General features: G+C 69.7%; 17 protein-coding genes and 1 other RNA gene. 8 read left to right on the top strand and 10 right to left on the bottom strand.

What is annotated here, in order from left to right; all coding sequences use genetic code 11:
• Positions 1-96: 96 nt before the first annotated feature.
• The 5 genes from rpoD to ASD35_RS05160 form a co-directional block, all read right to left on the bottom strand.
• The gene (gene rpoD / locus ASD35_RS05175; protein ID WP_056873824.1) at positions 97-2,349 is read right to left on the bottom strand and encodes an RNA polymerase sigma factor RpoD; all 2,253 of its coding nucleotides are present in this window, start codon (positions 2,347-2,349) and stop codon (positions 97-99) included.
• A 351-nt stretch (positions 2,350-2,700) separates the two neighbouring features.
• Positions 2,701-4,587, bottom strand: a complete 1,887-nt coding sequence (gene dnaG / locus ASD35_RS05170; protein ID WP_056873823.1) for a DNA primase — start codon at positions 4,585-4,587, stop codon at positions 2,701-2,703.
• A gap of 9 nt (positions 4,588-4,596) precedes the next feature.
• Positions 4,597-7,755, bottom strand: a complete 3,159-nt coding sequence (locus tag ASD35_RS05165) for a bifunctional diguanylate cyclase/phosphodiesterase (protein WP_056873822.1) — start codon at positions 7,753-7,755, stop codon at positions 4,597-4,599.
• Positions 7,756-7,758: 3 nt separating this feature from the next.
• Complete coding sequence (locus ASD35_RS27020) at positions 7,759-7,911, bottom strand: hypothetical protein (protein WP_157275389.1); 153 nt, start codon at positions 7,909-7,911, stop codon at positions 7,759-7,761.
• Positions 7,912-8,021: 110 nt separating this feature from the next.
• A complete protein-coding gene (locus ASD35_RS05160) occupies positions 8,022-8,318 on the bottom strand; it encodes an H-NS family nucleoid-associated regulatory protein (RefSeq protein ID WP_056873821.1) in 297 nt (98 codons plus the stop codon).
• A 123-nt stretch (positions 8,319-8,441) separates the two neighbouring features.
• On the opposite strand from ASD35_RS05160, the gene ASD35_RS27015 reads away from it, so the two are divergent.
• Positions 8,442-8,696 (top strand): hypothetical protein, encoded by a 255-nt coding sequence (locus tag ASD35_RS27015; protein WP_157275388.1) that lies wholly within the window; start codon positions 8,442-8,444, stop codon positions 8,694-8,696.
• A 58-nt stretch (positions 8,697-8,754) separates the two neighbouring features.
• Here ASD35_RS27015 and ASD35_RS05155 read toward each other — a convergent pair whose 3' ends face one another.
• Positions 8,755-9,033, bottom strand: coding sequence for an oxidative damage protection protein (locus ASD35_RS05155; RefSeq protein ID WP_056873820.1), 279 nt, complete (start codon positions 9,031-9,033; stop codon positions 8,755-8,757).
• 65 nt (positions 9,034-9,098) lie between these two features.
• Positions 9,099-10,442: an amino-acid N-acetyltransferase gene (gene argA, locus ASD35_RS05150; RefSeq protein ID WP_056873819.1), complete on the bottom strand. Its 1,344-nt coding sequence runs from the start codon at positions 10,440-10,442 to the stop codon at positions 9,099-9,101.
• 39 nt (positions 10,443-10,481) lie between these two features.
• On the opposite strand from argA, the gene hrpA reads away from it, so the two are divergent.
• The 6 genes from hrpA to ASD35_RS05120 all read left to right on the top strand — a co-directional run bounded on the left by hrpA (position 10,482) and on the right by ASD35_RS05120 (position 20,621).
• Complete coding sequence (gene hrpA / locus ASD35_RS05145; protein WP_056873818.1) at positions 10,482-14,354, top strand: ATP-dependent RNA helicase HrpA; 3,873 nt, start codon at positions 10,482-10,484, stop codon at positions 14,352-14,354.
• Positions 14,355-14,529: 175 nt separating this feature from the next.
• Positions 14,530-16,317: an HDOD domain-containing protein gene (locus ASD35_RS05140; RefSeq protein WP_157275387.1), complete on the top strand. Its 1,788-nt coding sequence runs from the start codon at positions 14,530-14,532 to the stop codon at positions 16,315-16,317.
• 2 nt (positions 16,318-16,319) lie between these two features.
• Entirely contained in the window at positions 16,320-18,698 is a 2,379-nt protein-coding gene (locus ASD35_RS05135) for a serine/threonine protein kinase (RefSeq protein WP_056873816.1), read from the top strand.
• A gap of 193 nt (positions 18,699-18,891) precedes the next feature.
• Positions 18,892-19,254, top strand: a complete 363-nt coding sequence (locus ASD35_RS05130; protein WP_056873815.1) for a DUF4398 domain-containing protein — start codon at positions 18,892-18,894, stop codon at positions 19,252-19,254.
• Between the two features lie 25 nt (positions 19,255-19,279).
• Positions 19,280-20,182, top strand: coding sequence for an OmpA family protein (locus ASD35_RS05125; RefSeq protein WP_056873814.1), 903 nt, complete (start codon positions 19,280-19,282; stop codon positions 20,180-20,182).
• Positions 20,183-20,207: 25 nt separating this feature from the next.
• Positions 20,208-20,621, top strand: a complete 414-nt coding sequence (locus ASD35_RS05120; protein ID WP_157275386.1) for a hypothetical protein — start codon at positions 20,208-20,210, stop codon at positions 20,619-20,621.
• 136 nt (positions 20,622-20,757) lie between these two features.
• Here the strand turns inward: ASD35_RS05120 and ffs are convergent.
• The 3 genes from ffs to ASD35_RS05110 all read right to left on the bottom strand — a co-directional run bounded on the left by ffs (position 20,758) and on the right by ASD35_RS05110 (position 22,525).
• Positions 20,758-20,855: signal recognition particle sRNA small type (gene ffs, locus ASD35_RS26460), an RNA gene on the bottom strand.
• A 10-nt stretch (positions 20,856-20,865) separates the two neighbouring features.
• Complete coding sequence (locus ASD35_RS05115) at positions 20,866-21,252, bottom strand: SirB2 family protein (RefSeq protein WP_056873812.1); 387 nt, start codon at positions 21,250-21,252, stop codon at positions 20,866-20,868.
• Positions 21,253-21,415: 163 nt separating this feature from the next.
• Positions 21,416-22,525, bottom strand: a complete 1,110-nt coding sequence (locus ASD35_RS05110) for an AIR synthase-related protein (RefSeq protein ID WP_056873811.1) — start codon at positions 22,523-22,525, stop codon at positions 21,416-21,418.
• 44 nt (positions 22,526-22,569) lie between these two features.
• Here ASD35_RS05110 and dnaX point away from each other — a divergent pair, with 44 nt between their 5' ends.
• The gene (gene dnaX / locus ASD35_RS05105; RefSeq protein WP_056873810.1) at positions 22,570-24,459 is read left to right on the top strand and encodes a DNA polymerase III subunit gamma/tau; all 1,890 of its coding nucleotides are present in this window, start codon (positions 22,570-22,572) and stop codon (positions 24,457-24,459) included.
• The last annotated feature ends 12 nt before the right edge of the window (positions 24,460-24,471 follow it).

Raw genomic sequence — 24,471 nt, 5'->3', positions numbered from 1 at the left:
TTGTGCCACGCCTCGCTGCGCGAGCCATGGCGCAAACTCCGTGCGGGCTGCAGTGCAGCCCGCACCGCCTTCGGCGGCCACGTCCTTGTCCAACCTTTACAGGTTGTCCAAGTACGTGCGGAGTTTGTCCGAACGGCTCGGGTGCTTCAGCTTGCGGATCGCCTTGGCCTCGATCTGGCGGATGCGCTCGCGGGTCACGTCGAACTGCTTGCCGACTTCCTCCAGCGTGTGGTCGCTCTGCATCTCGATGCCGAAGCGCATGCGCAGCACCTTGGCTTCGCGCGGCGTCAGCGAGTCGAGGATGTCCTTCACCACGTCGCGCAGGCCGGCCTGCATCGCCGCCTCGATGGGCGCCGTGTTGTTGGTGTCCTCGATGAAGTCGCCCAGATGGCTGTCGTCGTCGTCGCCGATCGGCGTCTCCATGGAGATCGGCTCCTTGGCGATCTTCATGATCTTGCGGATCTTGTCTTCCGGGATCTCCATCTTCTCGGCCAGCGTCGGCGCGTCCGGCTCGAAGCCGAACTCCTGCAAGTGCTGGCGCGAGATGCGGTTCATCTTGTTGATCGTCTCGATCATGTGAACCGGGATGCGGATGGTGCGGGCCTGGTCGGCAATGCTCCTCGTGATGGCCTGGCGAATCCACCACGTCGCATAGGTCGAGAACTTGTAGCCGCGACGGTATTCGAACTTGTCCACCGCCTTCATCAGGCCGATGTTGCCTTCCTGGATCAGGTCCAGGAACTGCAGGCCGCGGTTGGTGTACTTCTTGGCGATGGAGATCACGAGGCGCAGGTTGGCCTCGATCATTTCCTTCTTCGCGTCACGAGAGGCCTTCTCGCCCTCGTTCATCTTCTTGTTGATGTCCTTCAGGTCGTCCAGCGGCACCACGGCCTTGGCCTGGATGTCGGTCAGCTTCTGCTGCAGCTCCTGCACGGGCGGCAGGTTGCGCGCCAGGATGGCGCTGTACGGCTTGCCGGCGGCGACTTCCTTCTCGGCCCACTTCAGGTTCAGCGCGTTGGGCGGGAAGGTCTTGATGAAGTGTTCCTGCGGCATGCCGCACTTGTCCACCACGATCTTGCGCAGCTCGCGCTCGTAGCGGCGCACGTCGTCCACCTGGCTGCGCAGGATGTCGCACAGCTTCTCGATCGTCTTGACGGTGAAGCGGATGGTCATCAGCTCGGCGCTGATCGCCTGCTGGGCCTTGTTGTAGGCCGGCGACTTGTAGCCTTCCTTCTCGAAGGCCTTGCGCATCTTGTCGAAGGCGGCGGACATCGAGTCAAGCTTCACCAGCGCGGCGTTCTTCAGCTCTTCGAGCTTCTTGGTCAGCGCCTTGGAGCCGCCGTTGCCGTCGTCGTCGTCTTCCTCGTCGAACTCGTCGAAGTCCTCCTCGGCCACGTAGTCGTCGGCCTCGTCCTCGGCCACGAAGCCGTCGACGACGTCGGAGATCTGCATCTCGCCGGCGCGGATCTTGGTCGCGAACTCAAGGATGTGGGCGATGGTCGTCGGCGAGGCCGAGATCGCCAGCATCATGGCCTGCAGGCCACCTTCGATGCGCTTGGCGATCTCGATTTCGCCTTCACGCGTCAGCAGCTCGACGGTGCCCATTTCGCGCATGTACATGCGCACCGGGTCGGTCGTGCGGCCGAACTCCGAGTCCACCGTCGACAGCGCGGCTTCCGCGGCTTCTTCGGCTTCTTCCTCGGTCGACGTGGCGGTCGTGTTGCCCTGGATCAGCAGGGTGGCGGCGTCGGGCGCCTGCTCGTAGACCGCGATGCCCATGTCGTTGAGCATGGAGATGATGGCCTCGAGGATTTCCTCGCTGACCAGCTTCTCGGGCAAGTGGTCGTTGATTTCCTGGTGCGTCAGGAAACCGCGCGTCTTGCCCATCTTGATGAGGGTCTTCAGCTCGGTGCGGCGCTTGAGGGCTTCCTCTTCGGTCAGCGCCGTTTCTTCCAGGCCGAACTCGCGCATCAGTGCGCGCTCCTTGGCGCGGCTGACCTTCATCCGCAGCGGCTTGGCCTTGACGGTTTCCTCTTCGACCGCGGCCACCTCCTCGACTTCGGGCTCCTCGCCCTCCAGTTCGGCGTCGACGTCGGACAGGTCGACGTCTTCCTCGACGTCCTTCTTGCCGCCCTTCTTGGACTCGGTCTCGGCCTTGGGCTTGCGACCGCGCTTGGGCTTGTCGTCCTCGGCCACGGCCGCCTTGGCCGTCTTCGCGGCCGGCTTGGCCGCCGCCTTGGCGGTCTTGGCGGGCGCTTCGGCTGCAGCCTTCACGGCGGTCTTCTTCTTGAGCTCTTCGGTCGGAGCGGGGCTTGCCTTGGTCGCGGTCGCGGTCTTCTTGGCGGTCATGCAGGTCCTTCGAGGGTTTGCGCGGTCAATTCAGAAATGCAGCAGCCACCGCGGCCAGCCCGGGCTCGATTGCAAAAACCGGCGGGGCTTGGGGGCGGTGGCTTTCGTCACCGGGTATCACTCCAAATTCGAGCGAGGGACCCTGGCGTGGCGCGAACAAGCTGGCGTGATCGTTTGGTATGCAGAGCTGGCGGATGTTTTGGCCATCAAAACTCTTGAACGAGTTGCCCAGTGTCGCTGGGTGGCCGGGTCCGGCATCTCTCTGCCGTCACTCTTGTTGACGCGCGCGGAAAACGGCAGATTATCTGCCAGTTTCATCGAGAGGTCAAAAATCGGCTTCAGGAAATCCCTTCAGGCTGCTTTGGCGCCCGGTCGTCCCTTGAGGGCGTCGGCCCGGGTGCGCAGCTGGCGGTAGCGGAGCAAATCGGCATCGTTCAGCGGCGACTGGGCCAGAAGCGCCGCGATCTCGGCCTCGATCTGGGCGATCCAAAGATTCACCAGCAGCGCGGCAAGCTCCTGGGCGGGGTCGGCCTCGGCGCCCAGCTCGCGGGCCGAGCGCATGACCTGCGCAGCGGCGCCGGCCAGCCCTGCCGCGGCCAGCCCGGCTTCCACTGCGGCCCAGGGCGTCACGCCGTGATGGGTCAGCTGGCGTTCCAGCCAGTGGACCAGTTCGCCGTGCACGCCGGGCAATTCGTGCAACAAGCCCCGATCCTCGTCGGTGAGCGTTTCCCACAGCTCGTTGTGCTGAAGCAGCAGGCGCACGGCATTGTCGGTGGGCGTCGACGGCGCCGCCCGCGGGCCGACAGGGCGGGGCTCCTCGTCGCGCCGCTTGCCTTTCCAGTCGCCCTTGCTGCCCTTCCATTCGGCCTTGGGCTGCCAGCGCGGCCGCTCTTTGGGTGCGGCGGGCGCAGCCGCGGCCGGTGCGGCGGCGGGCTCGCCCAGCCACAGCGACTGCAGTTCGGCCTCGGGCAATTGCCCCTGGCGCGCGATCTCGCCCAGCAGCTGGCGGCGCAGCAGGCCCTCGGGCAGCAGCGCCCACAACGGCCGGGCCTGGTTGAGCATGCGAGCCCGGCCTTCCGGGGTGCCGAGGTCGCAGCCGTCGGCGGCCACGTTGGTCAGCTGGCGCGACAGCGGCACGGCGGTTTCGACGCAGCGCTCGAAGGCGTCGGCGCCCAGCTCGCGGACGTAGGAGTCCGGGTCGTGCTCGGTCGGCAGGAAGAGGAACTTGACGGTGCGCGTCTCGGTGGCATGGGGCAGGGCGGCTTCCAGCGCACGCACGGCGGCGCGGCGGCCGGCGGCATCGCCGTCGAAGCTGAAGACGACCGATTCGGTGAAGCGGAACAGCTTGTGCACATGCTCGGCGGTGCAGGCCGTGCCCAGCGTCGCGACGGCATTGCCGAAGCCATGCTGGGCCAGTGCGACGACGTCCATGTAGCCCTCGACGACCAGCGCATAGCCGCGCTGGCGCATCGCCTGGCGGCCCTCGAACAGCCCGTACAGCTCCCGGCCCTTGCTGAAGACCGGTGTCTCGGGTGAGTTCAGGTACTTGGGCTCGCCCTTGTCGAGCACGCGGCCGCCGAAGCCGATGACCTCGCCCTGCACGTTGCGGATCGGGAACATGATCCGGTCGCGAAAGCGGTCATATCGCTTCGCATCCTCGCCCGGCTCGACGTCGGGCGTGATGACCAGGCCCGACTCGACCAGCTGCGGGTCGTCGTAGGACGGGAAACCGCTGGCCAGCGACCGCCAGCCTTCCGGTGCATAGCCCAGGCCGAAACGGGCGGCGATCTGCCCCGTCAGGCCGCGGCCCTTCAGGTACTCGACCGCGCGCGGTGATTTGCGCAGCTGGGCCTTGTAGAAGTCCGCCGCGCGTGCCAGCACGTCGGTCAGGCTCTGCTGTTTTTGCTTCTCGGCCTTGGCGCGCTCGCGCTGCTCGGGGCTGCGTTCGTCTTGAGGCACCTGCATGCCGACCTGCTGGGCCAGGTCCTCGACCGCCTCCACGAAGGTCGCCGCGGTGTGCTCCATCAGGAAGCCGATGGCGTTGCCGTGCACGCCGCAGCCGAAGCAGTGGTAGGTCTGGCGGCTGGGGCTGACGATGAAGCTGGGCGATTTCTCGCCGTGGAAGGGGCACAGCCCCTTGTGGTTGATGCCCGCCTTCTTCAGCTCGACATGGCGGCCGACCACCTCGACGATGTCGACGCGGGCGAGCAGGTCATGGATAAAGCCGGGTGGGATCACCCGCGCAGTTTAAAGAGGCGCCTGTGAGGGGCTGCGCAACTGGCCCACCCAGTCGCTGTGGGCGAAGGTTTCCGCCCAGCCCGGCAGGGCCATCGGGTGCATGGCCGCGGCGATGCCGTTGCCCTGGCCGAGGCGGCAGCCCAGGCGCAACAGCTCGCGGGCGTGGGCGCGGCTTTCGACGCCCTTGGCCAGCACGGCGCAGCCGATGTTGCGGGCCAGGCCGATGACGCTCTCGACCAGCGACAGATCCTGCGCGTCGCCCAGCATGCCTTGCACGTAGCTGCGGTCCAGCTTGAGGGTGTCGACCTGCAGCCGCTTCAGCGACGACAGCCGCGAATAGCCGGCGCCGAAGTCATCCAGCGCGATGCCGACGCCGAGGAACAGGCAGCGCTGGATCAACGACTGCGTGGCGGCGGTCTCGACCAGCGCATCGGCTTCGAGCACGTCCAGGTGCAGCAGGTGCGCGATCTCGGGCGGCTGGCGCTGGATGAGTTCCTGCAGGCGTTGCGGGAAATCGTGGCGGCTCAGCTGGCGCGCGCCGACGTTGACGCTGACCGGCAGCCCGCGGCCGCCGTTGAGGCCCTCGCGCCGCCACGCCGCGGCCTGCGCCAGCGTGCGCTCGATGACCCAGTCGCCGATCTGCACCGCCAGCCCGCTGTTCTCGATCAGCGGCAGGAAGTGCGCGGGCGCCAGCAGGCCGCGCTCGGGATGCTGCCAGCGCAGCAAGGCCTCCACGCCCATGACCTGACCGGTGCGCAGGTCGATCTGCGGCTGGTAATGCAGCAGCAGCTCATCGCCGTCCAGGGCCTGCTGCAGGCGCGCCAGCGCGATCAGGCCGGCCTCGTCGCGCTGGTCCAGCGTCGGGTCGTGGAACTGGATGCGGCCGCGGCCGGCGTGCTTGGCGCGGTAGAGCGCGTGGCCGGCATGGCGCAGCAGCGTCTCCGGGTCGGCGTCGTCCTGGGGGTAGAGCGTGGCGCCCATGCTGGCGCTGATCTCCAGCGCCAGGCCGTCGCCGATGCGGCTCTCGCGCACGGCCACGGGCATGGACAGCACGGACAGCAGGCGGTCGACCGCGCGCTGGGCCTCCGCAGGCGTCTGCACCCGCATCAGCACGGCGAACTCGTCGCCGTGCAGGCGGGCGAGGTGGTCGGCGGTGTCGGGCCACGCGCCGCGGGCGCCGCGCAGCGTGGCCTGCAGCCGGCCGCTGAGCTGCAGCAGCACGGCATCGGCCACGAGCTGGCCGTGCTCGGCGTTGACGCGCGCGAAATCGTCCAGGTCGATGACGGCGACGACCAGCTTGAAGCCATCGCGGTTGGCGGCGCCGAGGGCATGGGGCATCTGGCGCATGAACTCGTCGCGGTTGGGCAGGCCGGTCGCGGCGTCGTAGCGCAGGCTGCGCCGCAGCAGCTCCTGCTGGCGCAGGCTCTCGCCCAGGTCGGTGATGCCCAGCAGCCGCCAGCGCGGGGCGGCGCCGTCGGGTTCCGGCACGGGGCTGAGCCGGGCGGCGAAGACGTGGCGGCCGCCGTCCTCCAGTTCGGCCTGCAACTCGCCGCTCCAGGCCAGGCCGGCATTGACGTCGGCCTGCAGCGCGGCCGGGTCATGCCCGCTGCGCTGCAGGTTGGCGACGCTGAGCGGCGCGGCCAGTCGGCCGATGAGGCTCTCGCGCGACGTGTGCAGGATCTCGCAATAGGCCGGGTTGACCTCGACGATGCGCCATTGCACGTCGACCACGGCCAGGCCCTCGATGGCCTGCTGGAAGAGCGTGGCCGACATGCGCTCGCGTTCCTCGGCCATGTGGCGCCAGCTGATGTCGGCCAACGTCGTGATGAGGACACGCGCGCGGCCCTTGCGGTCGCGCTGCGGCACATGGGCTTGCAGCTCGTGCCAGCGCCAGTCGCCGCCGTCGGCCGCCAGGCGCAGCGACAGGCCGAGCTGGCTGCGCCCCGGCGCGCCGAGGAACTCGCGCAGCGTGCGCCGTGCGGCCTCGCGGTCGCGCGGGTGGGCCAAGCGCAGCCAGTCCAGCGGGCCGCTGCCGGCTTCGGCATGCGGGTCGATGGGCGTCGTCAGTGCCACCCAGCGGGCCGAGGCATGGATGCGGCCCTCGGGCAGGCGCCACTCGGCCAGGGCCAGGCCTTGCGCGTCGACGGCGCTGCGCCAGCCGTCGCGGTCGCGCAGCCGATGGCGGCTCAGCGCGATGACGGCCAGCGGCAGCAGCGCCAGCAGCGCACCCACGGCGTAACCCTGAAGCGTGGCTGGCGTGCACAGCGCCCACAGCGCCAGCAGGCCCACGCCCAGGCGGGCGTTGTGGCGCGGTGAGGCTTGCAGCGCGTGAAGGCAGAGCAACAGGTGCGGCGCCAGCAGCGCGGCCGCGGCGTCTGGCATCCAGGTCAGGCCCGCCTGGGCTGCCAGGGCCGCCACCGCCAGCATGCGGGCGGCCCAGCGCTCGCCGCGGCGTGGGCGCTGCGAGCTGGCTTGCAAGGCGGTGCCGGCGCTGACCAGGCCCAGGGCCCAGGCGCCGGCCAGCCCCAGCGCGCCGGCCCATGCACCGGCCGGGGTGGAGCCGATGGCCAGCAGAACGGCGAACGCGCTCAGGCCGGCGAGCAACGGCGCCACCAGGCCGGCAAGCAGGGCGAAGCCGGCGATCTCGCGCCGGTTGGCGAGCCGCCCGCTCAATGCGAGGCGGCGCAGCAGGCCGCGATTCAGCACGCCGCCCAGCAGCGGCAGCGCCAGGGCGCTCAGCAGCGGGGCGGACGCCAGCAGATCCAGTGCGCCGAGGCGGGCGTCGACCACCAGCGCGATCCCGCAGCCCAGCAGCATGCCGGCCATGACGAGCGGCAGCACCCAGGTGCTGAGCCGCCACAACGCGAGCAGGCCCAGGGCGGCCAGCAGCAGCGGAACGAACAGATCGGTCGCCGGCGCCGCGCTAAGGGGTTGGGGCAGCCGCCATGTGGGCGGCAGGGCGTCGGCCGCCAGCGTCCAGGCGGCGACCAGCCCACTGCCAAGCCCAGCCAGCGCCCCCAGGCCGACACGGCGCAGCCGGCGCCACTGCTGGCGGTGCCGGATGCGCCGCGGGCCGGGCGGCAGCGTTGTCGACGGCGGCGGACCGGCGACCAGGCTGGTGGAGGTGCGGGCTTCCGGCGTGTCGCCGATGCTGGAGTGCAGATCCATCGCTCAGCCGAGCCCGTGTGCATTGAACGACACGCGGCACGGCTGCGGCGGACGGGCGAAGCGGGTCGCCACGGCCGGAATTTCGTCTCCCTTGCGCGCAACCCGATCCCCGCAAAACTCGGCGGCGAGCGGTTCGGACGGCATGACGAAAGGCATGCGGCCGAGTTTAGGCGGCGGCCTCGCCAGAAACGAAAGGGGCCATCCCGAAGATGGCCCTGATTTGTGGGGGGCGCCCGCCGAAACGCGCGCCGATTTGAGCGGAAGGATTAGACCGAGAAATCGGTCAGCTTGGCACCGCCGGCGATCGCCGCCTTCAGCCATTTGGGTTGCAGGCCGCGGCCGCTCCAGGTTTCACCGGTGGCCTGGTTGCGATACTTGGCAGCAACCTTGGAGACCTTGGCCGGCTTGGGTGTGCGCACGCTGAGGTCGGCGACCGACAGGCCATATTCGCTCATCAGGGTTTTGACCTTGGCAATGGCCTCGCTGCGTTCCCTCTCCTTGGTTTGATTGATCTGTTCATCCAGCGCGGCGCGTTGGGCCAGAAGTTCCTTGAGATTGGACATGCTGCGATTCCTCGTGCGATTTGAGCTGGGAGACGCGCGGCATTGCCGCCGCGGCCTTGGAGGCTTCGGGCGGGATGCCTCGAATATCTCCGTGGCTGAATTAAATCGCGACGGAGGGGGTAAATGCAAGAGTTTTCGTTGGCCGGCTGCGACGAGTTTCCTTTGGGCTGCGGCCATTTGACTATTCGGCCCGCTGCCTTCGCGCTTGCCCGGCGCACGGCGCGCTGCGGCGTGCAGATACTGCAAGGGCCGGCGACGCACGTCCCGGCCCTTGCAGTATTCAGCGCGAAACGTGCTGGCGGCGGCGTTATTTCAGGCCGGTGGTGGGGCGTAGCCCGCCACCGCTTCGGCGCTGGTGCCGAAGAAGAATTGTTGTGATCGCATCACTTGCGCTGTGCGCAAATGAGCGCTCCCCAAGTTTTTCACCGAGCTCCGCTCAGTTCGCCGGCGGGACGTAGCCCGCCACCGCTTCGGCACCCGTGCCGAAGAAAAACTGTTCGGCCTGGCGCATCAGGTATTGGCGGGCGCGCTGGTCGGCGAGGTTGAGGCGGTTTTCGTTGACCAGCATGGTTTGGTGCTTCATCCAGGCAGCCCAGGCTTCCTTGCTGACGTTTTCCCAGACTCGTTTGCCGAGTTCGGTATGCACCGGGTAGGGGGGGAAGTCCAGCCCTTCGGCTTCCTTCTTCAGATAGGCGCATTGGACGATGCGGGGCATGACGGCTCTCCTGGATCACAAAAACGAAAAATCGGCCGGCACTTTAGCGCGGCGGGGGTATCGGCTCAATTGAATCTCTTGACCAGCACTTGCGAGCGGCGGTCCCAGTTGTATTTGCGCTTGCGTTCCTCCGGCAGCCATTCCGGGTCGACCTGCTGGAAACCGCGCTTGATGAACCAGTGCATGGTGCGCGTCGTCAGCACGAAGATGCTGTCCAGCCCCATGGCCTTGGCGCGTTGTTCGATTCTCTTCAGAAGCCGGTCGCCATCGCCCTGGCCCTGCACCTCCGCGGAGACGGTCAGCGCCGCCATTTCGGCAGTGCGGGCCTCGACATACGGGTACAGGGCCACGCAGCCGAAGATGACGCCGTCGTGTTCGATGACCGTGTAAGCCTCGATGTCGCGTTCGATCTCGGTGCGGCTGCGCTTGACCAGCGTGCCGTCGCGCTCGAAGGGCTCGATGAGCTGGATGATGCCGGCCACGTCGTCCGAGCTGGCCTCGCGCAGGCTCTCCAGCTTCTCGTCGACGACCATGGTGCCGATGCCGTCGTGGGTGTAGACCTCCTGCAGCAGCGCGCCGTCGACCGCGAACGGGATGATGTGCGTGCGCTCGACGCCGGCGCGGCAGGCTTCGGCGCAGTGGCGCAGGTAGAAGGCCACGTCGGTCGGCTCGGGCGCCGGGCCCGCCTTGGCGAGCATGCGGTCGGCGTCTGCCAGCGCCAGCTCGGTGTCGATGGGGCTTTCCGGGTCGGTCGGGTCTTCGGGCACGCCGGGCACTTCGCAGACGAACAGCAGCTTGTCGGCCTGCAGCGCGATGGCGGTCGACGTGGCGACGTCTTCCATGCTCAGGTTGAAGGCCTCGCCGGTGGGGGAGAAGCCGAAGGGCGACAGCAGCACGATGGCGCCGATGTCGATGGCGCGCTGGATGGCGGCCGCATCGACCTTGCGCACCAGGCCCGAGTGCTGGAAGTCCACACCGTCGACGATGCCGACCGGGCGGGCGGTCAAGAAGTTGCCGGAGAACACGCGCACCGTCGCGTTGGCCATCGGCGTGTTGGGCAGGCCCTGGCTGAACGCGGCCTCGATCTCGAAGCGCAGCTGGCCGGCGGCTTCCTGGGCGCAGTCGAGTGCGACGGCATCGGTGATGCGACGGCCATGGCTGTAGCGGGGCGTCTGGCCCTTGGCGATGAGCTGCTCGTTGACTTGCGGGCGGAAGCCGTGGACCAGCACGATCTTGATGCCCATCGCGTGCAGGATGGCCAGGTCCTGCACGAAGGCGTTCAGCTTGCCGGCGGCAACCAGCTCGCCCGGCATGCCGACGACGAAGGTCTCGCCCCGGTAGGCGTGGATGTACGGCGCCACCGAGCGGAACCAGGGCACGAAGGTGTGTGGGAAGACGAGGCCGGTCATGGAACGGATTGTCCATGGCTGCGGGACAATCCAGCCCCAATGAATTCCGAATCCCTTGAGAGCCGGCCGGTTCAGCCGGCTCTTTCCATTTCCTTTCCGGAATCGCTGCCGGTCTCGTCGCGCCGTGACGAAATCATGCAGGCGATGGCCGAGCATCAGGTCGTCATCGTCTGCGGCGAGACCGGCTCCGGCAAGACCACCCAGCTGCCCAAGATCGCGCTGGCGATGGGCCGTGGCCGCGTCAATGGCGGCGGGCTGATCGGTCACACGCAGCCCCGGCGCATCGCCGCCAGCAGCGTGGCCAAGCGCATCGCCGAGGAGCTGAAGACGCCGCTGGGTGATGTGGTGGGCTACAAGGTTCGCTTCCAGGACCGGCTGGCCAAGACCGCGTCGGTCAAGCTGATGACGGACGGCATCCTGCTGGCCGAGACGCAGAGCGACCCGCTGCTGCGCGCCTACGACACCATCATCATCGACGAGGCCCACGAGCGCAGCCTCAACATCGACTTCCTCCTCGGCTATCTGCGCGAGCTGCTGCCGCGCCGGCCCGATCTGAAGATCGTCGTCACGTCGGCCACCATCGACGCGGACCGCTTCGCCAAGCACTTCGAGTCGGCCAAGGGCCCGGCGCCGGTGCTGATGGTGAGCGGCCGGCTGTACCCGGTCGAGCAGCGCTACCGGCCCTTCGAGGAAAGCCGCGAGTACGACCTGAACAACGCCATCACCGACGCGGTGGACGAGCTGTGGCGCGAGGGTGGCGGGGACGTGCTGGTCTTCCTGCCTGGCGAACGGGAGATCCGCGAGGCGGCCGAGGCGCTGCGCAAGCACCACCCACCCGGCGTGGAGGTGCTGCCGCTGTTCGCGCGGCTGTCGCAGGCCGAGCAGGACAAGGTGTTCGAGCCGCATGGCCAGCGCCGCATCGTGCTGGCGACCAACGTGGCCGAGACGTCGCTGACGGTGCCGGGCATCCGCTACGTCATCGACCCCGGCCTGGCGCGCGTGAAGCGCTACAGCTACCGCAACAAGGTCGAGCAGCTGCTGATCGAGAACGTCAGCCAGGCGGCGTCCAACCAGCGCGCGGGCCGCTGCGGGCGGGTCAGCAACGGCATCTGCATACGCCTGTTCAGCGAGAAGGAATTCAACGAGCGCCCGAAGTTCACCGACCCGGAGATCCTGCGGTCGTCGCTGGCGGGTGTGATCCTGCGCATGAAGGCGCTGCACCTGGGCGAGGTCGAGCGCTTTCCCTTCCTGGAGCCGCCCCGGCCCAAGGCGATCGCCGATGGCTACCAGCTGCTGGCCGAGCTTGGCGCGACCGACGACAACAACGAACTGACACCGTTGGGCCGCGAGCTGTCGCGGCTGCCGCTGGACCCGCGCGTGGGCCGCATGATCCTGGAGGCGCGCACTCGCGACGCGCTGACGGAGGTGCTGGTGATCGCATCGGCGCTGAGCGGCCAGGACGTGCGCGACCGCCCGCAGGAGCAGGCACAGGCCGCCGACGAAAAGCACAAGAAGTTCGACGACGAGAAGTCGGAGTTCATGGGCTACCTGAAGCTGTGGAAGTGGCTGGGCGAGAGCCGGGGCGGTGACGGTGAACACAAGATTTCGAGCCGCAAGCACGAGCAGTTGCTGCGTGAGAACTTCGTCAGCCCTCGCCGCGTGCGCGAGTGGCGCGACGTGCATTCGCAGCTGCACACGGTGGTGGCGGAGCTGGGCTGGCGTCTGAACCAGAGCGACGCGACCTACGAGCAGATCCACCTCTCCATGCTCGCCGGCCTGCTGGGCAACATTGGCCAGAAGAGCGACGACGAGGACTGGTACCTCGGCGCGCGCGGCATCAAGTTCTACCGCCACCCCGGCGCACACCTGAGCAAGAAGCCGGGCCGCTGGATCGTCGCGGCCGAGCTGGTGGACACCTCGCGCCTGTACGGCCGCGGCATCGCCAACATCGAGCCGCAGTGGCTGCCGCCGATCGCCGGCCACCTGATCAAGACCCAGCTGCTGGAGCCGCACTGGGAGAAGAAGGCCGCCGAGGTCGTGGCGCTGGAGCGCGCGACGCTGTACGGCATCGTGCTGTACAGCAACAAGCGCGTGAACTTCGGTCGCGTGGACCCGAAGGCGGCGCGCGAGATCTTCATCCGCGAGGGCCTGGTCGACGACGAGCTGCCGGAAGACCTCGTCAGACAGCTGCCCTTCATCGGCCACAACCGCCGCCAGATCGCCAAGGTCGAGGCGCTGGAGCACAAGTCGCGCCGCCAGGACGTGCTGGTGGACGACGAGCTGATCTACGCCTTCTACGACGACAAGCTGCCGGCGCACGTGTTCTCCGGCGCCACGTTGTTGAAGTGGTGGCGCGAGGCCAGCAAGAGCGACGACAAGTTGCTGCAGCTCAGCCAGGACGAGCTGATGCGCCACGAGGCGTCGGGCGTCACCAGCGAGGCCTTTCCCAAGGTCATCCGCCTGGGCGGCGTGGACTGCGCTGCGACCTACCTGCACCAGCCCGGCGACGCGCGCGACGGCCTGACGGTGACCGTGCCGATCTTTGCGCTCAACCAGGTCAGCGAGGAACGCGCCGAGTGGCTGGTGCCCGGCATGCTGGCGGCCAAGGTGACGGCGCTGCTGAAGAGCCTGCACCAGAAGCCGCGCGCCCGGCTGACGCCGCTGCCGGACTTCGTCGCCGAGTTCGTCGAGCTGCAGCCGTTCTGCCAGGGGGGGCTGGTGGACACGCTGCTCAGGGCCGTGAAGGACCGCAGCCAGCTTGCCGTGCAGCGCAACGACTTCAAGCTGGAGCAGCTGCCGCCGCACCTGTTCATGAACTTCCGCGTCGTCGACGAGCATGGCCGCCAGCTGGGCCAGGGCCGGCAGCTCGCGGCACTGAAGGCGGAGCTGGGCGGGCAGGCGCGCTCGGCCTTCCAGGCCTTGGCAGCCCTCAGGCTGCCAACTGCCAATGACTCGGCGCTGAAGCTGCCGGCCGCCGAAGCACCCCAGCCGGGACCCGCGCCGGTGGCAGGGAAGGGTGTGCGGGCCGAGGTCGTCAAGAAGCCCGAGCCGGCGCGCGACGCCAGCCAGGCCTACACCGACTGGACCTTCGGCGAACTGCCCGAGCTGCTGGAAGTGCGCAAGGGCGGCCAGACGCTGATCGGCTTCCCCGCGCTGATCGACAAGGGCGCGCATGTCGAGATCGAGGTGTTCGACGAGCCCGAGGTGGCCGCCGCCAAGCACCGCGCCGGCCTGCGCCGGCTGATCGCGTTGCAGCTCAAGGAGCCGCTCAAGTTCCTGGAGAAGAACATCCCCGACCTGCAGCGCATGTCGGTGCTGTTCATGGCGCTGGGCACGGCCGAGGACCTGCGCGACCAGATCATCGGCGTGGCCCTGGAGCGTGCCTTCCTGGGCGACCCGCTGCCGACCGACCCGATCTCCTTCAGGAAGCGCATCGAGGAAGGCCGCAGCCGGCTCAACCTCATCGCGCAGGAGGTGGCCCGTGCGGTGCACGCCGTGCTGCAGGAACTGGCGCATGCGACCCGCAAGCTGAAGGACGCGCGCCCGGCCAAGGACGTGTCCGACGACATCGCCGCGCAGCTGCAACGCCTGGTGCCCAAGCGCTTCGCGCTCGACACGCCCTGGGCCCAGTTGCAACACCTGCCGCGCTACCTGAAGGCCGTCACCGCGCGGCTGGACAAGCTGCGCGCCGACCCGGCCCGCGACGCCAAGCTGATGGGCGAGATCAGGCCGCTGGAGCAGCGTTACACACGCCGGCTGGCCGAGCTCAAGGGGGTGCGGGATGCCCGGCTGGACGACTTCCGGTGGCAGCTCGAGGAGTTGCGGGTCAGCCTGTTCGCCCAGGAGCTGCGCACGCCGCAGCCGGTGAGCGTGAAGCGGCTCGACAAAGTGTGGAGTCAGCTGACGGGTTGAAGCCGTCCAGGGCCAACCGGCCCGGCTGACACCGGCCAGACCGTGAGCTGCTCCACGCAAGACCTGGATTGCGGCGAAATCCCTCGCAATTAAGGGTCTGCACCGCCCTTTGCGGGGTGCCGGCGTGGAGTCCAATGCGGATTACATCTGTAACTGCGCCGACCTCGCCCGCACCGTGCCCGAAACCCCGCCCACCGCCACGCCGCTGAGAAGCTTCGGCCGCTTCGAGCTGCGCTCGCTGCTGTCCAAGAGCGCACGCAGCCTGATCTGGCGCGTTTTCGATGCGCGCCATGGCCAGGAGCTGATGCTGTGCATGCCGCGCGACAAGCCCAACAGCGCGCCGGCGCTGGAGCACTGGCTGCGCATGGCGCAGGCCGGCGCGCGGGTGCAGCATCCCAACCTTGCGCCGGTGTTCGAGGTCGGCCAGGTCGAAAGCTGGCCGTACGTGGCCTATGACCGCAGCCTCGGCGAGACGCTGGACGAGCGCCTGGCGCGCCAGCCCGCGCCGCTGCCGCTGGACGCCGCCGGCTGGGTGGCCCAGCTGCTCGAAGGCCTGGCCTTCGCGCACGAGGCCGGCCATGCCCACCGCGACCTGCAGGCCACCAGCCTCGTCATCGACGCGGGCGACAAGGTGCGGCTGATCGGCCTGGAAGTGGCGCAGGAGGTCTTCCCGGCCACCGTCGACTACAACGCCGTGACACGCCGCGCGGTGCGCGAATCGGCCGAAGAGGACGTGCTGTGCGTCGGACTGCTCCTCAACCGCGTCCTCAGCGGCAGGCTGGTGCTGGACGAGAGCGACCTGCAGGCCGTCGTGCAGCAGATGCAACCCATCGGCCGCGAGATCGTGCGCCTGGGGTGGGAGACGCCACACCCCATCGCCGACCCGCTGCGCGCCATTTGCAACCGCGCCACCGATCGCCAGGCCCGCCAGCGCTATCACCTCGCGCGCAGCTTCCTGCGCGCGCTGGACGGCTGGCGCCAGGCCGCTTCCCAGGACGACGGCGGCCCCATCGTGCTGCTGCTGGACAAGCTGCAGCGCATCGGCCACCTGCCGACCATGGCGACCGGCATCCACCGCTTCACGGCCGGCTCCGGCCTGGAAGCCCAGCATGCCAGTGCGCTGTCGGAGCTGGTGCTCAAGGACATGGCCCTCAGCCTGGAGCTGGTGCGCCGCGTCAACAACGCGCTGCGGCAGAGCGGCCATCATTCCGCGGATGGCGGCGGGACCGTGCTGAACATGCAGCGTGCCATCCAGATGCTGGGCCTGGATGGCGTGCAGCTGGCTGCCAACGGGCTCAAGCCCTGGCCCGGGCCGCTGCAGCCCATGGCGGCCGAGATGCTGCGACAGCTGATGGCGCGCGTGACCAAGGCGGGCCAGGTCGCGCAGGCGCTGCGCCCCGCGGGCTATGACGCCGAGGTCGTGCAGCTCATCACGGTGATGCAGAACCTCGGCCGGCTGCTGCTGCAGTACCACTTCCCTGACGACGCGCAGCAGATCCGCCAGCTGATGCTGCCGCCTGAACCCACCGAGGAGCTGCCCAACCCCGCCGCGATGAGCGAGCAGGCGGCTGCCTACGCGGTGCTGGGCTGCGACCTCGACGCGCTGGGCGCGGCCGTGGCACGCCACTGGGGCCTGGGCGACGAGCTACTGCAGATGATCCGCCGCCAGCCTCTGGACGCCGTCGTGCATGCCGCGCGCAGCGACGCGGATGCCATCCGCCTGACCTGCAGCCTGGCCAACGAGCTCATCGACGCGCTGGCGCTGCCCGAAGCCAAACGCCGCCAGGGCGTCGAGGCCGCGACGCGGCGTTATGCCAAGGCGCTGGGCATCGGCCTGCGCGACGTCACGGAGGCGCTCAACCCGGGCGCCCAGCGGCCGGCGACCGCGCCAGAACGCACCGATGCGGCGCCCACCTCGCCCGGCTCGCTGCGCGAGCGCCTTTCCGGACGCAGTGGTTCCTGACCATGGCCGAAGACCTGCCTCCCCAGCTCGGCCGCTTCCGCCTGCTCCAGCGCCTCGGCGAGGGCGCGCAGGCGACCGTCTGGCTGGCCCATGACCCGCTGCTGGACCGCGAAGTCGCCGTCAAGCTGCTGAAGGCCGCGGCCGAACCCGGCAGCGTCGACGAATGGCTGCACGAAGCCCGCGCCGTCAGCCGGCTGACCCACCCGAACATCGTGCCGGTCTTCGAGGCCGACACGCAGGGCGGCCACTCCTATCTCGTCTTCGAGTACGTCAGCGGCGGCACGTTGAGCCAGCGCCTGCGTGCCGCCCCGAAGCCGACCGCGGCCGAGGCGGTGACGCTGATGCTGAACGTGCTCGACGGGCTCGTCGCCGCGCATGCCGCGGGCCTGGTGCACCGCGACCTCAAGCCCAGCAACATCCTGCTCGACGCCCGCGGCCGGGCCCGTGTGATGGACTTCGGCATCGCCGCGCGCGTGTCGCCCGGCAGCCAGGCGCCGGAGCGCATCGTCGGCACGCCCGGCTACATCTCGCCCGAGGCCGCCCGCGGCGCGCCGGCGCATCCGCAGATGGACGTGTTCGCCGCCGCCGTCATGCTGGCGGAGATGCTGTCCGGCCAGCGCCTGAACCACGACCCCGACCCCTGGCGCGCCGTCCAGCGAGTGCAGACGACCGACTTGGTGTTGCCCTCGGGCCTGGACGCGTCCGTCGACGACGCGCTGCGCGCCATCGTGCAGCGCGGCCTGGCCCGCGAGCCTGCCGCCCGCTGGCCCAGCGCCGTGCTCATGCGCGACGCGCTGGCCGCCTGGCTGCGCCCTGTCGCGTTGCCCGATGCGCAGGCGCAGGACGCGCCGGTGCTGGACTTCCTGCTGCGCCGCATGCGCCACAAGAGCGACTTCCCGGCGCTGTCCGACGCCATCGGCCGCATCCAGCGCCTGACGCACTCCGAGAACGAGAGCCTGGCCAGCCTGTCCAACGAGATCCTGAAGGACGTGGCGCTGACGCAGAAGCTGCTGCGCCTGGTCAACACCGCCGCCTACCGGCATGCCGGCGGGGGTGGCATCAGCACCATCTCGCGCGCGGTGGCGCTGATCGGCTTTGCCGGCATCCGCAACCTCGCGCTGTCGCTGGTGCTGCTGGAGCGCATGGAGAACAAGGGCCATGCCCAGCGGCTGCGCGAGGATTTCCTGCGCTCGCTGATGGCGGCGTCGCTGGCGCGCGAGCTGTGCGCGAATGCGCGCGACGCCGAGGAGGCGTTCCTCGGCGCGATGCTGCACCACCTCGGCCGCACGCTGACCGAGTTCTACTTCCCCGAGGAAGCCGAGGCTGTGCGGCGCCTGGCCAGCGTGGTCGAGGACGGCCCGCCGCCGCTGAGCGAGGCGGCTGCCTCGGCGCAGGTGCTGGGCATGAGTTACGAGGCGCTGGGCCTGGGCGTTGCGCGCCAATGGGGCCTGCCGGAAAGCCTGCAGCGCGCCATGCGCCGCCCCGTCGGCGAGGCGCCGCCCAAGCGCATCGAGGACGGCGCCGAGCGCCAGCGCTGGCTGGCCCGCGCGAGCAACGACATGGCCGACCTCATCCTGCATACGCCGCCCGAGCAGGCCCATGCCAAGGTGCGCGCGCTGGCGCAGCGGCATGCGCGGGCGCTGGGCGTTTCGGCCGAGACCTTCGAGCAGGCCGCCGACACCGCGCGCCAGCATCTCGCCCAGATGACGGTCGCGCTGGACCTGAATCTGCCGCAGAACTCGCGCGCCCAGCGCCTGCTGGCGCCGCTGACACCGTCGGTGCACGACTCGCTGACGGCGCACGAGCTGGCGCCCACACAGGTGCTGGAACGCACCGAAGCCGGCGCGCCGCCCAACGCGGCACAGGCCAGCGAGTTGCTGGCCGCCGGCATCCAGGAGATCACCGACGCGATGGTCAACAGCTTCCAGCTCAACGCCGTGCTGCGCATGATCCTCGAGACCATCTACCGCGCGCTGGGCCTGCGCCGCGTCATCTTCTGCCTGCGCGACGCGCGCGGCCAGACGTTGACCGGCCGCCTGGGCGTGGGCGACGACATCGAGCGCCTCGCGCCGCTGCTGCGCGTGGACCTGACCGGCCAGCCGCCCGACCTGCTCGCGGCCGTCTGCCTGAAGGGCGCCGACACGCTGATCCAGGACGCCCGCGCCGCCAACATCACCGCGCGGCTGCCGGCATGGTTCAAGGGCGAGATGCAGGCGCGCAGCTTCCTGCTGCTGCCGCTGATGCTCAAGGGCGCGCCGCTCGGCCTCATATACGCCGACCACGCCGAGGCCGGCGCCGTGCAGCTCGACGACAGGCAGCTTTCGCTGCTGCGCACGCTGCGCAACCAGGCCGTGATGGCCTTCCGCCAGGCCGCCGGCTGACCCGGCGAGCACGCCGCTGCAGGGTGTAGGGCGTCTCCGACAACCGTTGAGGCGGCACGCTGACCGCAGCCGCACCGGCCCTCCGACTGGGCTTGCGACCCCCGTGGCGAATACTGGTTTGGCATCCTGAATAAACCCGGGCTCGCCGTGGCGCCCCTGCGCCGTCGAGGCCCACCAAACCACAGGAGTTCGTATGAATTCTGATTCGTTCAACGGCAGGACCGTCCTTTCCATCGCCGCTGCCTTGGCCCTGGCGGCATGTGCCTCGCCGGATGCGCCCAAGGAGCAGATGGCCGTGGCCAACTCCGCCGTCGACCAGGCCACCGGCAACGCCGCAGAGGCGCCGGCCGAATTGGCCACGGCGCGCGACAAGCTGACCCGCGCCAACCAGGCCATGGCCCGCAAGGACTACGTGCAGGCGCGCCAGCTGGCCGACGAAGCGGCCGCCGACGCGGCGCTGGCTCAGGCGACCGCGCGCTCGGCGCGCTCCAGCCGCGCGCTGGCCGAGGTGCGCCAGAGCATCCAGCAGCTGCAGACCCAGCTGAACCGTTCCTGATCCTCGATCGAAAGGACCGACTGCCATGCCTTCCATCCGAATCGCCTCCTCCCTGACCGCGCTTGCTGCCGCCGCTGCCCTGATGGCGGGCTGCGCCAGCGCGCCCACTGTCACGCCCGCGTTGCAGCAGGCGCGCGCCACCGTGCGCAGCGCCGAGGCCGACCCCGGCGCGCTGAAGTACGCCTCGCTCGAAGTGAAGAAAGCCGCGGACTCGCTGCGACGCGCCGAAGAGCTGAGCGCCAAGCGCGAGTCCCCCGCCGACATCGACTCGGCCGCCTACATCGCATCGACGCAGGCACGCACCGCGCTGGCCCTGGCCAAGGCGCAGACGGATGAGGACGCCATCAAGGCCGCCGAGGCGGACCGCGAACGCGCCCGCGCTGATGCTGCCGCAGCACGCGCGAGCTCCGCCCAGGCCCAGGCCGCCAATGCCAGCGCCGATGCCAACGCGGCACGCGCGCAGGCCTCCGCCGCCCAGGCCGACGCTGCGCAAGCGCAGGCCCAGGCCGCCGCGTTGCAAAGGGAACTGGCCGATCTGCAGGCCCGCCAGACCGACCGCGGCATGCTGGTCACGCTGGGTGACGTGCTGTTCGAGTTTGGCCGCGCCGAGATCAAGCCCGCCGCGCAGAACGCCATCGGCAAGCTCGCCAACTACCTGAACCAGCACCCCGACCGCCGTGTGCTGATCGAGGGCTTCACCGACAGCGTCGGCAGCGACCAGGCCAACCTGACGCTCTCGCAGCGACGCTCGCAGGCGGTGGCCGAAGCGCTGCGCGCCCGTGGTGTCGACCTCGCCCGCGTCGAGACGCGCGGCTACGGCGAGCAATATCCGGTGGCCAGCAACTCGAGCACGTCAGACCGCGCAATGAACCGCCGCGTCGAGGTCTACATCTCGAACGACAACCAGCCTGTCCGGGCCCGCGGCTGAAGCCGCATCCATGAAGGAGATCGCCATGAACAGCCATCGATGTCGCATTGCCGCCTTGCTTGGCACCGCCTTGCTCGCCTTGAGCAGCGCCCAGGCGGCCCCGGCCGCCAAGAATGTCGACCCGCTGCGCCTGCAGTACGAGCGTGAGAAGGCCGACTGCATGACCGGCAAGTCCAACCAGCCGCGCAACGTCTGCCTGCGTGAAGCCGGTGCCGCCTATGCGCAGGCGCGGCAGGGCAAGCTGGTCTCGCCGGGTGACCGGTCCGAGCAATGGGCAGCCAACGCGCTCAAGCGCTGCGAAGCACAGAACGGCGAAGACCGCGCGCTGTGCGAACGCCGCGTGCGTGAAGGCGTGGTGGAAGGCAGCGTGGGAGGCGGTGGCCAGCTGAAGACGCTGACGGTGCGCTCGACCGACATCCCGAAATCACCGGGCGGGTAAGGCGCCGCGTCCAAGCAGTACCGTGGCCGGTCCCCAGGCGAAGGCGGTGGTGAGGGCATTGAGCCCCGAGCACATCGCCAGGCGGGCCGGCTCGGGAGCGATCCCGCGACCGGCCGGTGGCCTGTAGTGAGGGGAGGGTGACGAGCCTTACCCCCGGCACTGGTTGCAACGCTTAGGGCTGCTTGGTTCCCCACCTGACCCGGTTGGGCGCGCTTCCATGCGGGGAGGCCCGTCGAGCGTGATTCTAACCGCCCAGGAAGCTGCGGCTGTAGGACAGGTCCATCGCAAGGCCCAGCAGCGCAAGTGCCGTGAAATACCCCAGCAGATGCAGGCGTGCCTGGGTCATCGCCCAGTGGCCGCAGGCCATGTAGCCGACCAGCGCGACCAGCTTGATGCCCAGCCAGCTGTCACGCACCGGGTGGTAGCCGATGGAGCCCCACAGGCTCAGGCCCGTGACGACCAGGCAGGCGTTGACGCCGAAGACGAGCACCATCAGCCGCGCGTCTTTGGCGATCTCCTGCAGGCGCGGCGTGCCGAACTGGAACAGCAGACCACGCGTGAAGAACAGCGCCACACTGCACCAGGCCAGCAGCACGTGCCACTGGACCATCTGCGTGTAGAACCACGTCATTTAAGCCCCTCGCCCGGTCTCGCCGCGCTGAACGCGGGTGATCCCGGTCGGTCCCCCGAGGGGACGGCGATGCTTGCCGGATTGACCGGCAAGCACATCGCCATGGCGGGCCGGCTTGGGAGCGGCCCGGCGCTCGGCCCGCAGGACGTGCGAGCCGGACATTTCAGCGCAAGGCCAAGTCGTCTTCGCTGAAACGGATGCCCAGCGGCTCGATCAGCAGTTGCTTCTCGCCCGCCTCGACGGTGCCGGCCACCCAGGCTTCAACGCCGCAGTCGCGTGCCACCTGCGCGGTGCGCTCGGCATCCTCGGCCTTGACGAAGATGGCAAAGCCGGCGCCCATGTTCAGCGTCGAATAGGCCTCGCGATCGTCCTGGCCGGCTTCCTTCTGGATGAAGGCCAGCACCGGCGTCGTGGGCGGGACGGTGTGGATTCGGTAGGTCAGCGCGCTCGGGTGGCGCAGCAGCTTGCGCCAGCCGTGGCCGGTGATGTTGGCGCAGTAGTGCGGTGCGATGCCGGCCTTCCACAGCGCCTCTGTCACCGGCGAGTACAGCGCGGTCGGCGCCAGCAGGGCTTCGCCATACGTCACGCCCGGCTCGATCTCGGTCAGGTAGCCCTGGGGCAGGCGCTCGGCCAGCTTGCGCGCCAGGCTCAGGCCGTTGGCGTGGATGCCGCTGGAGGCCAGCAGCACGATGGCGTCACCGGCGCCGAGTTTGTCGCCGACGGACAGGCGTTCCTTGGGGTTGATGAGGCCGGTGCAGGACGCGGCCAGGTCGATGCGGCCGTCCTCGACGATGCCCGCGAGCGCCGGTGTCTCGCCGCCGCCCCAGGCGACCTGGCAGGTGTCGCAGGCGGCCTTCCAGCCGGCCACGAGGGCCTGCGCACGCTGGGCGTCGCCGAACCAGTCGCTGCCGCCCGCGGCCCAGTAGGCCTGCACGACCAGCGGCGTCGCGCCGACGGTGATGAGGTCATTCACGGCCATCGCGATGGTGTCCTGGGCGATGCCGGCGAAGAAGCTCTTGCCGGTCAGCTTGGCCATCTCGTCGGCCACGAGGGTCTTGGTGCCCAGGCATTCGACGATGGAGGCGATGTAGAACGGCCCCACGTCCACGACATAGGCCGACTCGCCGCGCGAGGCCTTCACTTCGCTGAAGCCGTGGCCGGCGAGGTGGGAGGCGGTGGCGGCGGCGGCGCGCTGGGCGGTGATCTTCAGCGGGTCGATCAGGTCGTAGTTGACGCCGGCCTGGTCGTAGGTGAGGGGTGCTTGCGAGGTCATGGGGCGGGATTATCCGTGGGAGGCCGGCCCATAGAATCCCGGCCATGAGTTACCAGGTCCTGGCCCGCAAATACCGTCCGCAGAGTTTCGAGCAGCTTGTCGGCCAGGAGCATGTCGTGCAGGCGCTGGCCAACGCGCTGACGCAGGGCCGCCTGCACCACGCCTACCTGTTCACCGGCACGCGTGGCGTGGGCAAGACGACGGTGTCGCGCATCCTGGCCAAGAGCCTGAACTGCGTTGGGCCTGACGGCACGGGCGGCATCACGGCCCAGCCCTGCGGCGTCTGCAACGCCTGCCGCGACATCGACTCCGGCCGCTTCGTCGACTACGTGGAGCTGGACGCCGCGTCCAACCGCGGTGTCGAGGAGATCTCGCAGCTGCTGGACCAGGCGGTCTACAAGCCGGTCGTCGGGCGCTTCAAGGTCTACATGATCGACGAAGTGCACATGCTGTCGAACACCGCCTTCAACGCGATGTTGAAGACGCTGGAGGAGCCGCCCGATTACCTGAAATTCGTGCTCGCGACGACCGATCCGCAGAAGGTGCCGGTCACCGTGCTGTCGCGCTGCCTGCAGTTCAACCTGCGGCCGATGGCGGCGGCCGACGTGCAGATGCACCTGGGCAATGTGCTGGGCGCCGAGAGCGTGCCGGCCGAGCCCGGCGCGCTGCGGCTGCTGTCGCGCGCGGCGCGCGGCTCGATGCGCGATGCGTTGTCGCTGACCGACCAGGCCATCGCCTTCGGTGCGGGCTCGCTGTCCGAGGCCGGCGTGCGCCAGATGCTGGGCAGCGTGGACCGCGGCCATGTCGTCGCCATCGTCGATGCGTTGTCCGCCGCCAGCGGCGAGGCCGTCGTCGCCCAGGCCGATGCGCTGCGCGGCGCGGGCCTGTCGGCTGCGGGCACGCTGGAGGACCTGGCCACGCTGCTCCAGCAGATGGCCCTGGCGCAGGCCGCGCCCGCCGCGCTGGACGACGCCGACCCCGAGACCGCCGAGATCAAGCGCCTGGCCACGCAGCTGCCGGCCGACGAGATCCAGCTGATGTACAGCATGGCCTTGCACGGCCGGGCCGAGCTGCATCTGGCGCCGGACGAATACGCCGGCCTGCTGATGGTGCTGCTGCGCATGCTGGCCTTTCGCCCGGCCGGCACGCAGCCCAAGCCCGTGAAGGCTGCGGCGCTGGTGCGCCCCCAGGCCGTGGCCAAGGCCGTGGTGGCCGTGCCGCTGCCCAAGATGGCGCCGCCGGTGCCGGCGCCCGCGCCGGTCGCCGCCGCTGTGGTCGCGGCGCCGGTGGCCCAGCCCGTTGCGCCGCCGGTCGCGGCCGCCAAGCCCCCGGCGCCTGCGCCGCGCGCGGCCGAGCCGGCTGCGTCCAGCTTCAGCGAGCGCCTCCGTCCCCGCCCCGTGGAGCACGCGGCGACGGAGGAAGACGCCGACTTCGGCGACGGCCCGCCGCCGGACGACGCGCCGCCGCCGTGGATGGACGCCGACGACGCGCCCGCCCCGGCTGTCGCCGCCCGCGAGCCCGAGGCACCGCGTCGCGCCGTGCTGCGCGAGACGCCCGAGGGCGCGCAATGGGCCGAGCGCATCGCCGCGCTCAACCTGCCGGGCATGACCGGCGAACTGGCGCGCCAGGCCCAGGCGCTGTCGTGCCGCCGTGAGGACGGCCGCGAGGTCTGGACGCTGCGCGTCGAGCGCGAATCGCTGCGCCAGCCGGCGCTCGTCGCCAAGCTCGAAGCGGCGCTGGGCGCGCGGCTGGACATCCAGGCCGGCGTGGCCGAAGACTCCATCGCGCTGCGCACGGTGGCGCGCGCCGAAGCGCAGCAGCGCGCGGCCGAGGACCTGGCCGCACAGCATCCGATGACGCGGACGCTGCTTTCCCAATTCCCGTCGGCGCGCATCCTGCCGGGCTCCGTGCAGCCGCTGACTCCCTCTCCCTAGACAAGGACACGA

Source organism: Pelomonas sp. Root1444, from assembly GCF_001426885.1.
Classification (GTDB): Bacteria; Pseudomonadota; Gammaproteobacteria; order Burkholderiales; family Burkholderiaceae_C; genus Pelomonas.
This window is presented reverse-complemented; position numbering and strand designations above follow the sequence as displayed.

Bases quoted from the DNA above. Each gene is read 5' to 3' on its own strand.
- ASD35_RS05110 (WP_056873811.1), bottom strand. From the start codon at position 22,525: ATGACCTCGCAAGCACCCCTCACCTACGACCAGGCCGGCGTCAACTAC.
- ASD35_RS05130 (WP_056873815.1), top strand. From the start codon at position 18,892: ATGAATTCTGATTCGTTCAACGGCAGGACCGTCCTTTCCATCGCCGCT.
- ASD35_RS05120 (WP_157275386.1), top strand. From the start codon at position 20,208: ATGAACAGCCATCGATGTCGCATTGCCGCCTTGCTTGGCACCGCCTTG.
- ASD35_RS05135 (WP_056873816.1), top strand. From the start codon at position 16,320: ATGGCCGAAGACCTGCCTCCCCAGCTCGGCCGCTTCCGCCTGCTCCAG.
- dnaX (WP_056873810.1), top strand. From the start codon at position 22,570: ATGAGTTACCAGGTCCTGGCCCGCAAATACCGTCCGCAGAGTTTCGAG.
- hrpA (WP_056873818.1), top strand. From the start codon at position 10,482: ATGAATTCCGAATCCCTTGAGAGCCGGCCGGTTCAGCCGGCTCTTTCC.
- ASD35_RS05155 (WP_056873820.1), bottom strand. From the start codon at position 9,033: ATGCCCCGCATCGTCCAATGCGCCTATCTGAAGAAGGAAGCCGAAGGG.
- ASD35_RS27015 (WP_157275388.1), top strand. From the start codon at position 8,442: ATGCAAGAGTTTTCGTTGGCCGGCTGCGACGAGTTTCCTTTGGGCTGC.
- ASD35_RS05125 (WP_056873814.1), top strand. From the start codon at position 19,280: ATGCCTTCCATCCGAATCGCCTCCTCCCTGACCGCGCTTGCTGCCGCC.
- argA (WP_056873819.1), bottom strand. From the start codon at position 10,442: ATGACCGGCCTCGTCTTCCCACACACCTTCGTGCCCTGGTTCCGCTCG.
- ASD35_RS27020 (WP_157275389.1), bottom strand. From the start codon at position 7,911: ATGCCTTTCGTCATGCCGTCCGAACCGCTCGCCGCCGAGTTTTGCGGG.
- ASD35_RS05165 (WP_056873822.1), bottom strand. From the start codon at position 7,755: ATGGATCTGCACTCCAGCATCGGCGACACGCCGGAAGCCCGCACCTCC.
- ASD35_RS05115 (WP_056873812.1), bottom strand. From the start codon at position 21,252: ATGACGTGGTTCTACACGCAGATGGTCCAGTGGCACGTGCTGCTGGCC.
- ASD35_RS05160 (WP_056873821.1), bottom strand. From the start codon at position 8,318: ATGTCCAATCTCAAGGAACTTCTGGCCCAACGCGCCGCGCTGGATGAA.
- rpoD (WP_056873824.1), bottom strand. From the start codon at position 2,349: ATGACCGCCAAGAAGACCGCGACCGCGACCAAGGCAAGCCCCGCTCCG.